Source organism: Nonomuraea sp. NPDC050790, from assembly GCF_044456745.1.
Lineage (GTDB): Bacteria > Actinomycetota > Actinomycetes > Streptosporangiales > Streptosporangiaceae > Nonomuraea.
The window spans coordinates 1,186,494-1,198,648 of the sequence record NZ_JBITGF010000002.1 but is presented as its reverse complement, the minus strand read 5'-3'; the positions used below and the strand labels follow the sequence as shown (position 1 = coordinate 1,198,648).

Sequence of the window (12,155 nt, the reverse complement as noted above, 5' to 3'; positions counted from 1 at the left end):
AGTACCGAAGTACCCCCGAGAACAGAACAGCCCCCGCCTTGCGGCGGGGGCTGTAGTGGTGTTGCTAGGCCGCCATCTCGGGGGCCTGGAACAGTGCCTCAGGCGTTGCCTGGCTGCGAGGCTTGCGGGCAGGCTTGGGTGCGGGAGCCTCCGCCGAAACGGCGGGTACCTGGGTGGCGAGCATCTGGGCGAGGATGCCTTGAAGGAGTTCCGCCCCAGCGGGGCTAGCCAGGTACGCCTTGACGGCATCCTCCGAAACCGCAGGCTCTTCCGTAACCTCTTCCACGGGCTCAGGCTCAGGAGCCGTCTCCGGCTCTTCCTGAGCCTTGAAGAAGGCTCGCAGGGCGTCAACGCCCTGGGGAAGATCGGGGTTGACCGTGAGCCGCTCCGGTGTAGCGGTTGTAGCGCTTGCCTGGGGAAGGTCGGCGTCTGCGTCGGTCTCCACCTCCGGTTGAGACTCCTCACCAAGGAGCAGGTTGTACGTGGTGGCGATCATGTCGGCTGAGGTGAACTTCTCAACCTCAGGGACTTCTTGTGTAAGGTCATCGCCCAGCAGTTCGACCGTGCCGCTTTCGTCAAGGTCGCTTTCGTCAAGCGGCTCAACGTATCGGTAGACCAGGGCGGGCCTGCCGCCCGTGGACGGCATCTTGGCCCCTTCAATCGTGTCCATGTCCTGGATGATCAACTCAAGGTCGGCTTTCTTCAGTCCGAACTTGCGGTAGAGCACCGTGGACTGGACACCCTTGTATCCGGCTTCCTTCACGAAGTTCTCGACCTTGACCGCAAGGGCGGTCTCCTCCGAAGCTTCCGCTTCGGGCAGGACGTAGGCGATGGTCTGAATCGAGTAGGTGACCAGCGCCAACGCGGCGTCGAAGTCAGCTTCGCTGATCTCGTCCCGACGCTCACTCAACGCCATAAGACCGGCCAGTCTGATCATGTAGATCATCGCCCTTTCGGCGTACTGGCTCATCGCCTCAGTGGCGATCATCGCCCGCACGATGGGTCGGTGCTTGGCTTCGAAAATCCGTGCCACGTGCTCGGGCACCGCCACTGTGTCCACCTGACGGGCGTACTCGCCCGCCTGCCTGAGTGCCCGTCCGGCCTGCCGGATGACCTCCGCAGTGTCGGAGGATTCGAACAACGGCAGGATCTTGGACTGTTCAACCCAGACCGGGAATACGCGGTTCCACGTACCGCCAGTGGCGTCCTTACCTCCGGCCACAGCCGCCCAGTTCTTCGGCTGAACGTGCATGATGAGCCCGAAGTGGGGACGCCTGACCTTCAGGTCCAACGCGGCCGTCTTGCGCGCGATGGTCTGGGCGTCGAAGCACTTGCGCAGGTAGACGCCTAGCTGGGCGTTCTTACGGGCGTTGGACAGAAGGTCATCGCCTTCTTCTTCTACGAACCACAGGGGGTTGGCGAGGGTGCCCTCTGCCCGGTCCACCAGCTCGGTCAGCAGGCCAAGGCCCGTGGCCGGAAGTCCGTCCACCGTCGACTCTTCCGCGAAGGTCGAGAACGCCGCGTTCACCACACGGCGGGCGATGCCGGTAGCAGTGCCCTTCGCGCCGATGCCGGACCGACCCACCAGCACGCCCCAAAGGGCAAGAGGAGTGGAGCCCTTCCCGGTCTCTACGGAGGGTCCGTAGCCGACGTAGGCGCTGTAGGCGCTCATCAGGGTCAGCATGACGCCTACCTTGCTTCCCTCCGTGTGGGAGTCGAGTGCGTTGGCGATGCGACCGAACAGTCCGTGGAACGCCTCAGGAGCGATGACAGGAGCGTTGGAAGACATGGGCTTGGTAGCCTCTCTCTGCTGGCCCTGAAGAGTCTGAGATTGGCGTCTGGTCTCTTCAGGGCTGGTCTACGTCTGGGCTCAACTTCTTGCGTTTCGTGCTTTCTTGGTGAAGCCGAGCGATCCGGAAGCTATAGCAGCTCCGACTTTCGTGTCAAGACAAAAGATGAAAGTCCCTGGCAGGCTTCTTGCTTTCGTCACCCGCCCCCAGAGGGTGGGGGCACCCCTAAAGTCCGAGAAACGCGACCCCGCCGGTGGGGGTCACTCGCTTGGTGCGCAAATCTGAGAAAATTCGAGATTATGCACTACGGTCTTCGGCCTGCGCTAAAGCGCCTACTCTAAGATGAGAAACCTGTCTATAAATAAAAGAGCCCCAGACCCTCCGTGGAGAATCTGGGGTTCGAGTTTGTTTCTAGGCGGTCCACTTGACGGCTGCCTTGAGCAGCCCTTCGGAGTTCGTCACAGCAACGTCTGGACTGGTTGGCTGCTTGCCTTCAGGGAAGGACAGCACGCGTGCGCCGTACAGGTGGAGGGCGTCGATCTGGCTACGCCGGTACTTCTCCACAGGCTGGCTGCGGAAGTCGGTGAACTGGCTGGCGAAGGTCGTGAATGCCTTGTGGCCTGCGAGCAGGTCTACCCCGGCGGGCATCGCCGTGGTGGACACAACGGTGAACCCAGCTAGGGAGGCGACCAGGCCGTTGGCGGTCGCTCCGCCAGCTCCCAGAGCGGCGGCGTTGGCGATGTCCGGGGCGCGCAGCAGGTACCTTTTAACCTTCGGGGAAACAACCACGTACCGCGCACCCGGCACCTTCGCCGTGTCGAGCTTTTCCATCATGTCGAAAACAGCTTCTAGCAGCGCTTCGCCCTTGGCGACATTACCGGTAATAGCGCTGACGTCCACCTGAGGCATAGCGGTGGCTGAGGCTGCCACCGTTGCACCGACGAAGGCGTCGGTGACATTGGCCAGGGCCTTAACGGATTCCTGAGTCGCCGGAGCGCTCAACGCACCGGCGACCTGGACTTGCTCAATGTCACGCACATAGAAAGCGACATAGTCCGCCTCCGTGATATCCACGTACTGTTCAACAGTCTTCAGGTCCTCAATCGTCATGCCGCCCACGTCGGTGTACTTGCCGACATTGGGCCGGATCAGGCCGTTCACGACCACACGGTCGCCCTGGTTGGAAATGGTTCCCGCGTAGTCGCGGTTGCACACCAGAGGTGAGGCCCAAACAAGCAGGGGATCAAACTGGGTGAGGAGCTCGTTGCTCCATTCGGTGGGGACGAACGAATAGGTGCCCTGGTGGGCATAGTTCGGCATCGGGTTGATAGCCAAAGAGGTGTCCTCTCGTAGACAAAAATATAACGTAGGGGGTTACTGGCGGTCGCGCGCGTCCCGCGAGACAGGCGAGGGCCGATAGGGGCCGTTGCCGCCCTGGCGGCCAATGCCGAGATTCTGAGGAAACTTGGGGCGAGTTTGGAACAAGTCGAGAATGGCAGCGATATCCGCAATGTTGACCGAGTCGCCATCGGCGAATTTCGTCCAGTCAAAGACCTCAAGCGCCTCATCATTCAAGCCAATGCCGCGCTCTTGAGCGGCATGGATGAAGGCGTCAGAGACAGCCTTACGAGTCTCGATGGCCCGAATGTCAGCAAGGGTCTTCTCCAATTCCGCATTGCGGGCCTTAAAGGCCTCAAGTTCATCAACCTCCGGAGCGGATTCGGCTGTCTCGTCTGTGAACGTTTCAGGGGTCTCGATGGTGGGGTTCTCCACGGGCTACTCCTCTCATTAGGGGGTTACAGGTCGTCGCAGGTGTAGCCGACAGGCGCGTAAATCAACTCTAGGCCAAGTGCCGGGTTGATGATCGGCTCGAAACGCGGCTGACACTCAGCGTTGAAGGCGTCAGCCTTGAGGAACGCCTCCAAGTCCTCAAGATTCCAGTTCTTGAGGTCAGCTTCTGTGCTGACGGTGTAGGCCATGATGTTTCCTTCCGGGTAGGAGATTGAGGGCTCGCACCCTCACTCGTAATTACTGTGCCGATGCCGGAACGTCCCACCATTCCGGATGGCTTGAGAACCACTCGTGGTCGTTCAGATCCGGCGTGCGGATCTCAACGCAAGTACGGCCCTCCCACGGGCCCCGATGGCCGCCGAGATACGTCTCCTGACTGATCACGTTGTATCCGCCGGAGAACTCCCAGGCGTTCAGGAGATGCAAGCTCCGGCAGGGAAAGCCAAATTCTTCCCAGGATGGCCCTGAATGGGCCGGAGGACGCTTCGTGAACAATTCCGGTGATTGGGATGCCACTTCCGCTACACGGGCCTTAGCGGCGCTCTCAGAGCGCCCCTCGGCCATCAGGGCGGCGATGCCGAAGCACATCGCCGAGCAATAGCGTTCCTCATCCCAGGCGAGTTCGTTGACCTTTCGGCAGTGGGCGCACCGCTGGTAGGTCCGCCCACGGTTGGCCATGTAGGCGGCCCGATACTCGACGCGGTGAGCATCGCGGCAGTAGGCCGGGTAGCGGCCCCGGCCCTTCGGAAAGTCGAACTCCCGCCCGCACGGCGGGTACTGGCACGTGAGCCGCACCATGGGCGGCGGTGACAGTGTGTGGCCGCTGGAGCGTCCTGGATGTCTCCGGTCGGGATGGTTGGCGTGCCCTTGGTGGGCACGCTGGGTGATGTTGTCTTGGTCGATGGTTGCTCCTGGCTCCGGCGCTCACGTCGCCGGCTGTTGTGTCAGAGAACGGGCCTGACAAAAGATCAAGAAGATACCTCCGGCCCCGCAGGAGGCCGGAAGCAAAAACGACAAAACACAAGAAGTCTCCACAGCGCCCGTAGGCGCCGATGGATGCAACGGAGGTTGAATGGGCTCTCAACCCTCTGCTGCCGCACGGCGGAGCCGTGATCTGCTTCGGTGGCCTCTCCGGAGGCCACATGGATGGATCAGTCCATGGCAGCCGAGGGCTGCCCGTGATGTAGCAAGAGACGATAGAGCAGCCCCGGGGGCTGCCTTGTACAGTAGTAGTCATAGGGGCCGTCTGGCCCCCTTGATGGATACACATGTTCAGATAGAGCCAGCCCTGCAAGGGCTGGCATACCTAGAAGCCCGTAACCCCTTCTTCCTCCGTTGAGATACAGAGATATAGAGAGGGCGGCATATCGCCGCAGGTCAAAGGGGTAGCCCAATCCAGGTCCGTCGGACCATTCAGTCCACATCCATAGGACGACGGTCACGGTGTTACCGGATTCAGGCGGCTGGTTCGGCCCAACCGATGTGCCGGGAATCCCAGGTGCGGTGCACCGGACACATCCCGCCTCGGCCCAGCTTGCGCTCCCACAGGTCCCGAGGTAGCCACACGCAGGTCTCCCCACCCCCGTCCAGTACCAGGCCCGCATTCTTGAGCTTTCTCAAGGTGGCGTAGACGGTCGAGCGTGAGGCGGGCTTGAGGCTGCCGTCCGGTTGCCGCTTGGACAGGACGTGCCGAAGTTCCTCCTCGTTGAAGATGGCGTGACCGGTGTTGTTGGCGCGCGATATCGCGGCCAGCAGTAGCCGAGCATCCAGGGACAAGCCCTGCCCTTGCCGGGCCACCTTTCCGGCATACCGCTGGTGCACCATGCCGAACTGCCGTTCAGGGTTGGCCAAGTTCATGTTCAAAGCTCCCTAGGTGTCATCGCTGTCAGTTGATCTCCCGGCGCTCTAGCCAGGACTCCACGTTCCGTTCCCTGAATCTCAGGTGGCGGCCCACTCTGATGCCCTTCAGACCCCATTCCCTCCACTTGCTGTAGAACGTGCTCTTCGACACCCGCAGGCGCTCTGCGGTCTCCTCCACGTTCAAAAGCCGGTTGCTTCCTCCGCTACTCACACTCCGTCACCTCTCCGCCGTCGTCACACATCGATGTCACACACGACGCTACATCACCAGGCACTAGGTTCACACCTGGTTAAAGTGTTACCGTGATCACATGACACCAATCGACATGCCCCGCAGGAGCGGGTCGTACGAACTCGACCCCAGCCAGTACGGCTGGACCCTGCCTGACGGCTGGACGCTGTGGGCCGACACTCCCGACGGCATCCCCGTCGAACTACGCGGCACATACGTCATCGACGGCGTACACGTCACCTTCACGGCGGAACCCCGCTGGATTACCAACGGCCCCCTCAGCGTGTCTCTCGACATCACCCCGTACGACACCGAATCGGCAAACCGCGCCCTCGACAGCGACGGCATCACCCTGCAAGTGCTCCGCTCCGTCCCCCTGGGCGAGGCCCGCCGCGTCATCACCGAATGGGGCGACCGCATCCGCGAACGCTTCTACCCCGAACTGCTTCCACCCCCGATTCCCAAGCACATCACCAGTGATTACGACTACGCCGTAACCGCCATGGTCTACATGCAGCTCACCCACATGGGCGAACGTCGCCCCCTCCAGGCAATGGCCGAAGCCGCAGGAATCAACCGCGAAACCATGAGCGCCCGCCTACGCCGCGCCCGCCAACTCGGACTCCTCATCACCTACGGCGCAGGGAAACCCGGCGGCGAACTCACCGACAAGGCCATAGCGCTGCTCAACCCCTCTGACGAAAGGAAGTAAGTGGCCAGTCTGATCAAGAGGTGCGAGTGCGCCGACCGCAAGGCCGGACGCAAGCTCAACCTGCGCACCGCCGACGACCGCAAGATCGCCGACAAGCTGTGGAACAAGTGCGCCCACTCATGGGTCCTCCGTTACCGGCCCGGAGGACGCGGCACCAAGCAGACCGAAGCCTCCTACCCGCACGAGATGAAGCGGGACGCCGAAGAGTTCGGCAGGCGCGTGGAGTCCGCCAAGGTGACCCACCTCAAGGTCACCGTTGACCCGAAGGCCGGAGCCGTGCTCTTCCGCACCTTCGCCGACGAGTGGGTGCAGCGCTTCACCGGCAAGCCGGGCACGTTCCGCACCTACCGGGGCTACCTCACCAACCAGATCTATCCAATCCTGGGAGAGCGCAGCCTCAGCAGCATTCGCACCGACGAGCTCCAAGCGCTGGTGAAGAAGGTCAAGACTGAACGATCAGTGTCCGTTGCCCGTGGCGTCGTCTCCGTCCTCCGGCGCATCTTCGAGCACGCCGTACTCAAGCGCCTGATCGCCGAGACCCCGTTCCAAGACATCGCCACCCCCAAGGCCCCGCCTCGCAAGGAAGTCGACGTTCCCGAATGGGTTCAGGTGAAGGCGATTGCCAACGCCATGCCCGAGCAATGGCGGCCCATCGTCTGGCTGATGGCCGGAGCCGGGCTCCGCATCGATGAGTCCTTAGCCTTCCACCGCGATTGCATCCGCCCCGACCGGCTGCGCATCCACGAACAGTACGACCGCCGCGACGGCTTAACCCCTCTCAAGCACAGAGAAGGGGGCGAAAGCCGAGACATGCCCCTTCCCGCCTACCTGCGCGACATCCTCACCGACCACATGGCCACCCACGGCACCCACTCAGACGGCTACCTATTCGCCGGAGAGAAGGCCACATTCGTCGTGGACGACACCTTCCGCAAACGCTTCAACGACGCCGTCAAAGCGGCTGGCATCAAGACCCGCTTCACACCCCACGACCTACGCCACACCTTCGCCTCGCGCGCCCTGAATGACGGCGTCCGCATCGACGCCGTAGCCCGCTGGCTCGGCCACAAGGACATCAACGAGACCTACAAGACCTACGCTCACCTACTGCCCGACGAATACGCCAAGGCCGCCAAGGTCCTAGACGCCGCCTACCGCGAAGCCGTCCCAGCCGCTCAAGCGGCATGATCGGTGCTGAGAGTGTGATGACCCACAACAGTGCAGGCCCTGGTAAACGGGGTGTTTTGCTCCCCAAGCGACCATCCCAGTATCGTCCACAAACACGGTCTAGCTTCTTCGGGCGAAAGAGCAAGGCTGTTCTCCCAGTCGAGCTGAACCTCGACTCCTGAAGGTATCCCTCCGGTCGGACTGCCTTTCCTTGCCCAGCCAAGTGGTCAGGCAGCCGGATCCCACCCTGGTCCATGGTCCTCGCTACGCTCGGGCGCCTTCGGCGCAGCTTGCGCGGTTCGTGTGGCTTGTCCGAGGTCCCTGGCAGTACCCAGCGTGTCGCAGGTACTGCGCTAACCGACGGGCGCTGCGCAGCTCGTGCGCCCGGAAGGCGTGGCCCGAGGCCCTGGCAGTCGCCGGCGCGTCCCAGAATGCCATGCCCACCGCGCGGACGCCGCGAACTCGGAGGGGACGATCGCGCGCCGCTCGTTGGCACGGGACGCTCGCGCCGCTTGAATGCGCCAGCCGGCCAGCGTGGGCCCGCGGCGCAGCTCCAGTTCAGTGCACGAAGCGACCTTTGCTCACACGGCCACCATTGGTCGATTGACCCGTGCGGACGGCGAAACACTCACGGACAAGAGCTATCAAGGCGCTATTGAGCTTGATGTGAACACCGTGGATAAAACGCCGGCGGCAGACCTGGATACCGGATCTCGAAACTCAAAGACCAGGTTCTAGCGGACGCAAGCGCGGCCGCCGGAGATGACCTTCTCGGTGACGGCACCGGCGGCGTCGGTGATGGTGACCTTGGCCGCGAAGAACGCCCCCGGTACGCAGTTGCCGTCCACCCAGGTGCGGCGGGTCGCGGAGTTGTAGTCGCCGGGGCCGATCCATGTGTTCCAGGCGTTGGTCCATCGGGCGGTGGCCGGGTCCGTGCCGCCGACCCACTGTGCCTCACAGGTCATCCTGTAGACACTGCCGACGGTGCTGCAGAAGGAGAAGGTGATGGTCGGCGCCGAGGCGCGAGCAGCTACCGCCGGGGTGGCCTGAACCGTCGCAATGAACAGAGTGCCTAAGGCGGCTACGGCGGTCAGGTTGCGCTTCATGATCCGCGACCTCATTAATCAGTCTCCTTTAGAAAAGAGGTTTACCAGTCGAGTGAACTGAATTGACTGGCTTTATGGGGAAGCCTGATCGCATATTAAAAGCCGATCATCGATCAGTCCATGCCTTCCGGCTGGCCGCAAGCGGTCACCGAATCGGTGTGTGGTTTTCTCGGTTTCTAGGTAGGCGTGCACGGCCGATGGCGCCTGGCTTGAGCGCTCGCCGGACGGCGAACCATCGGGGTCTCGCCCCCACACCGGTGCTGCACTGCTGGGGGCCGAGTGCGTGTTCCCGGCGCCGGAGCAGGTCGGCTGAACAGGGCGCGGACCTGCCGGCCCGAAGTCTGCGGAAGACTTTGGGCCGGGCATGTCGAGAATCCGAGATCGGCTTCTACGTCCCCCATGAAAGGAGAACCGAGATGACTTACACCCGTGACCCGCGAGTCGACGCCTACATCGATGCCCTGCCCGAGTGGCAGCAGGACATCTGCCGGGAGGTGCGGGATCTGGTCCACGAGGCCGATCCCGAACTGGCTGAGACGATCAAGCGGACGGTCCGGCCGTACTTTGTGCTCGATGGCAATGTGTGCGCGCTGCTGGCGGCCAAGAAGCACGTCAACATCTTCCTGTACGACGGGGCGATCGTGCCCGATCCGGAGGGGATCATCACCAGCGGGCACGACAACAAGACCGCACGAATGATCTCCGTACGCCAGGGTGAGGCGATCAACAAGGGTGCGTTGCTGGCCATGTTCCGGCAGATCATCGCCAACAACCGGGCCGGAGGGTGGCGCAAGCTCAAGGAGCAGGGGTGAGCGGGCATGGTGGGCGGTCGCGGGGTGGCGACCGCCCGGTGGGTGATTACATGCGATCCAGGTAGCCGCTCCAGATCCAGCCGCCCGCGAACTTGCCCTGCGAGATCTTGACCCACGTGGTGTCACAGGTGCCGAACAGCGGGCGGGTGCGGCTGGCTGAGACCTTGCCCTGGGTCGTGTATCCCTTGCCTGGGCCCGACTTCACCGGCACCGACTTGTCGGCGCTGACGGTGTACCGGCAGGTTTCGGCGGCCTGGGCGGCGGTGGCCGGGATGCTCAGCAGGGCCGCGCATCCCAGGGCGCAGGCGGCTACGGCGATCGGGCGGGTCGCGATTTTCATGACGTTCGCTCCTTGGACCGATGAACGTTGCCCTTACCGACCTACCCGCCAATTGCGACGAACCGCCGTATATGCCTAGAAACTGCTACATCTAGGGATAAACCCGGCGCATTAAAGGTTCCTTAACAGTGTGCTGATTGGGCGTTATGTGCCTTTCGGCGATGCTCAAGGTGTCAACACGGAACGAGACATCTTGGGGGAATCTTCCAATGCGTTACGCCATCGACTCTCGTCTGCCCCTCGTCCTCACCGCCGCCGCGGTCGCCACCGGCAGCCTGCTGCTGACCGCCGCGCCGCACGCCCAGGCCGCCGCCACCACCCACCCGGCCTCTGCGGCCCAGCTCCACCAGACCACCCAGACCGCTCAGGCCGCCCAGGCGGACCATGCGGTTCAGACGGTCGCGGGGAAGGGCTCGAAGGTCAGGGTGTTCGTCACGCCGAAGCGGGCCACGGCGGGCGACCACGTCATGGTCGGGCTCAAGTGCCCAGCCGGGACCACCAAGGGCATGGTCGACGGACCGACCACGTTCGGCTCGGTCGACCTGGGCAGGCTCGCGGGTGGCAAGGGCACCACGATGGTGGAACTGCCCGCGGGCGTCGCCGCCGGCAAGCACCCGGTCTACGGGTACTGCGGCGACAGCATGAACGCCACCGGGGCCGCCTTCTTCACCGTGAAGAACTGAAGCGCCGGTTCAGGCAGTGAAACCGTCACCCGGTGAACCGCCGCCCATGGATCGGCGGCCGCCCGCCGGAGAGCATCCTCACCGCTCTCCGGCGGGCTTTCACGTGACAGCACCGTTTGCGGATCCGGCCCACATGCGCCCGGCCGATGGGACAACCCTGTGCGGCGAGGGGCGCGGATTAAGCGCGGGGAAGGACGCCGCCGGAGCGGGGTGCGAGGGGCGCGGCGCGCAGGGCGCGAATGAAGCGCGCGGGGACGAACGCCGGGCGGAGCGCGGCGCGAAGGCGCGAGGCGCGGCGCGGGGGCGCGGCGCGGGGGCGCGGCGCGCAGGGCGCGGGGGCGCGGCGCGAAGGCGCGGGGCGAAGGCGCGGCGCGAAGGGTCGCCGATGGTGCGTGGGTGAGGCGGCGGCGGGTGAGGCGTGGGTGAAAGGGCGCGGAGGGAGCGTGGTGGCACAGGCCGCGGGTGGAGGGTGGGTGCGGGTGTGCAGGCGTTGCGGCTCGTCAGGAGGCGATGTGTTCCCAGTTGTCGGTTTTGGTGCAGTCCTTGAAGCCGAACCGTTTCGCCGCCTGCCCCACCTCCTTGGCCGACTCCAGCGCGATGCCCGCCTGCATGGCCCGCAGCAAGTCCGCCACCTGCGGCGATTCCATCATCCCGCTCATCTTCCGCAGTTCCGCGGCGTAGGTGTCGAGCTTGGTGAGCCAGTCGTTCAGCTCGGCCTGTCCCGTCTCCGGCTTGGGCATCTTGCGGGCGTGTCCGGCCAGGTCTTGCAGGAGGGTCACCCGCTCACGAATACGCGGCGAGTCGTCGGCGCCGATGCCGTCGCCGTAGGCCAGGTCTCCGGCGAAGCGTTGGGTGATCGTGCGGCACTTCTCGTCGGCGCTCTCGATCAGCGCCTGCTTGGGAGGCGCGGAGCAGCCGGGGAGGACCAGCAGCACGATCCCCGCTAGTGCGCCCGCCGTGAGCTTCGTCGTCGTCACCCGGACAGGATGACCCGCCCCGCCCGGGAGGGGTCCCCGGCGCCGGCGGGCGGGGCCGGCGCCGGGTTTTCCCGGATGGTCAGGTCAGGGCGGGTTCGAGGATGCGGTTCTGCTGGTCGACCAGGACCACGCGAGGCTGGTGGTCGGCGATCTCGTTCTCGGCGAGCTGGGCGTAGGTGATGATGATGACCACGTCGCCCCGCTGGACCAGCCGGGCGGCGGCGCCGTTCACCACCACCTCGTTGGCCCCCGGCCGCCCAAGGATCGTGTACGTCTCGAACCGGGCCCCGTTGTTGACGTTGACGACATGCACCAGTTCGTGGACCCCGATGCCCGCCGCCTCCAGCAGTTCGGGCGAGAGCGTGAGCGAGCCCACGTAGTTCAGGTCGCTGTCGGTGACCGTGGCCCGGTGGATCTTGGAGTTCATGAAGGTGCGCAGCATGCGGTGAGCCCCTGTCTGTGTCGTGGAAAGTCTTTCGATTACCGGGCCGTCGCCCGCGCCGAGTTTATCCAGCCGCACCCGCGACGACCAGCGAAAAACTCTGCGGTGCATCTTTAAGAAACGCTGAAAGGCGCTCGATTCGGCTGAGCCCGAATAGATTGGCAGCCGCCGCCGGGGCCCATAACGTCGCGTCCAAGGGGTAATCGGGGAGGAACTTCTGGCGTACGCCGTGCCGGCGCGCCG

The 12,155-nt window shown here is 64.0% G+C and carries 15 protein-coding genes; 4 read left to right on the top strand and 11 right to left on the bottom strand.

From position 1 onward, the window contains the following. Positions 1-64 precede the first annotated feature (64 nt). The 7 genes from ACIBEJ_RS13930 to ACIBEJ_RS13900 form a co-directional block, all read right to left on the bottom strand. On the bottom strand, positions 65-1,684 hold the full coding sequence (locus ACIBEJ_RS13930; RefSeq protein WP_397183047.1) for a DUF3987 domain-containing protein: 1,620 nt from the start codon (positions 1,682-1,684) through the stop codon (positions 65-67). A gap of 517 nt (positions 1,685-2,201) precedes the next feature. Next, the gene (locus ACIBEJ_RS13925; RefSeq protein WP_397183046.1) at positions 2,202-3,125 is read right to left on the bottom strand and encodes a hypothetical protein; all 924 of its coding nucleotides are present in this window, start codon (positions 3,123-3,125) and stop codon (positions 2,202-2,204) included. Between the two features lie 39 nt (positions 3,126-3,164). Then, positions 3,165-3,563: a hypothetical protein gene (locus ACIBEJ_RS13920; protein WP_397183045.1), complete on the bottom strand. Its 399-nt coding sequence runs from the start codon at positions 3,561-3,563 to the stop codon at positions 3,165-3,167. A 23-nt stretch (positions 3,564-3,586) separates the two neighbouring features. Then, positions 3,587-3,769: a hypothetical protein gene (locus ACIBEJ_RS13915; RefSeq protein ID WP_397183044.1), complete on the bottom strand. Its 183-nt coding sequence runs from the start codon at positions 3,767-3,769 to the stop codon at positions 3,587-3,589. A gap of 49 nt (positions 3,770-3,818) precedes the next feature. Beyond that, positions 3,819-4,379: a hypothetical protein gene (locus ACIBEJ_RS13910; protein WP_397183043.1), complete on the bottom strand. Its 561-nt coding sequence runs from the start codon at positions 4,377-4,379 to the stop codon at positions 3,819-3,821. Between the two features lie 657 nt (positions 4,380-5,036). Then, positions 5,037-5,438, bottom strand: coding sequence for a hypothetical protein (locus ACIBEJ_RS13905; RefSeq protein WP_397183042.1), 402 nt, complete (start codon positions 5,436-5,438; stop codon positions 5,037-5,039). Between the two features lie 28 nt (positions 5,439-5,466). Then, complete coding sequence (locus ACIBEJ_RS13900) at positions 5,467-5,619, bottom strand: helix-turn-helix domain-containing protein (RefSeq protein WP_397183262.1); 153 nt, start codon at positions 5,617-5,619, stop codon at positions 5,467-5,469. A 133-nt stretch (positions 5,620-5,752) separates the two neighbouring features. Between ACIBEJ_RS13900 and ACIBEJ_RS13895 the strand changes: the two genes are divergently transcribed. Next, a complete protein-coding gene (locus ACIBEJ_RS13895; protein WP_397183041.1) occupies positions 5,753-6,385 on the top strand; it encodes a hypothetical protein in 633 nt (210 codons plus the stop codon). Continuing rightward, positions 6,386-7,573: a tyrosine-type recombinase/integrase gene (locus tag ACIBEJ_RS13890; RefSeq protein ID WP_397183040.1), complete on the top strand. Its 1,188-nt coding sequence runs from the start codon at positions 6,386-6,388 to the stop codon at positions 7,571-7,573. Between the two features lie 713 nt (positions 7,574-8,286). Here the strand turns inward: ACIBEJ_RS13890 and ACIBEJ_RS13885 are convergent. Then, positions 8,287-8,673: a hypothetical protein gene (locus ACIBEJ_RS13885; protein ID WP_397183039.1), complete on the bottom strand. Its 387-nt coding sequence runs from the start codon at positions 8,671-8,673 to the stop codon at positions 8,287-8,289. Between the two features lie 401 nt (positions 8,674-9,074). Between ACIBEJ_RS13885 and ACIBEJ_RS13880 the strand changes: the two genes are divergently transcribed. Next, a complete protein-coding gene (locus ACIBEJ_RS13880; RefSeq protein ID WP_397183038.1) occupies positions 9,075-9,470 on the top strand; it encodes a DUF1801 domain-containing protein in 396 nt (131 codons plus the stop codon). Positions 9,471-9,516: 46 nt separating this feature from the next. On the opposite strand, the gene ACIBEJ_RS13875 is transcribed toward ACIBEJ_RS13880, so the two are convergent. Next, positions 9,517-9,810, bottom strand: coding sequence for a hypothetical protein (locus ACIBEJ_RS13875; protein ID WP_397183037.1), 294 nt, complete (start codon positions 9,808-9,810; stop codon positions 9,517-9,519). Positions 9,811-10,019: 209 nt separating this feature from the next. Between ACIBEJ_RS13875 and ACIBEJ_RS13870 the strand changes: the two genes are divergently transcribed. Beyond that, positions 10,020-10,493 carry a hypothetical protein gene (locus tag ACIBEJ_RS13870; RefSeq protein ID WP_397183036.1) on the top strand — a complete coding sequence of 158 codons (474 nt, stop codon included), beginning with the start codon at positions 10,020-10,022 and terminating at the stop codon, positions 10,491-10,493. A 500-nt stretch (positions 10,494-10,993) separates the two neighbouring features. Here ACIBEJ_RS13870 and ACIBEJ_RS13865 read toward each other — a convergent pair whose 3' ends face one another. Further along, positions 10,994-11,470 carry a hypothetical protein gene (locus ACIBEJ_RS13865; RefSeq protein WP_397183035.1) on the bottom strand — a complete coding sequence of 159 codons (477 nt, stop codon included), beginning with the start codon at positions 11,468-11,470 and terminating at the stop codon, positions 10,994-10,996. Between the two features lie 79 nt (positions 11,471-11,549). After that, the gene (gene panD / locus ACIBEJ_RS13860) at positions 11,550-11,912 is read right to left on the bottom strand and encodes an aspartate 1-decarboxylase (protein WP_397183034.1); all 363 of its coding nucleotides are present in this window, start codon (positions 11,910-11,912) and stop codon (positions 11,550-11,552) included. Positions 11,913-12,155 lie beyond the last annotated feature (243 nt).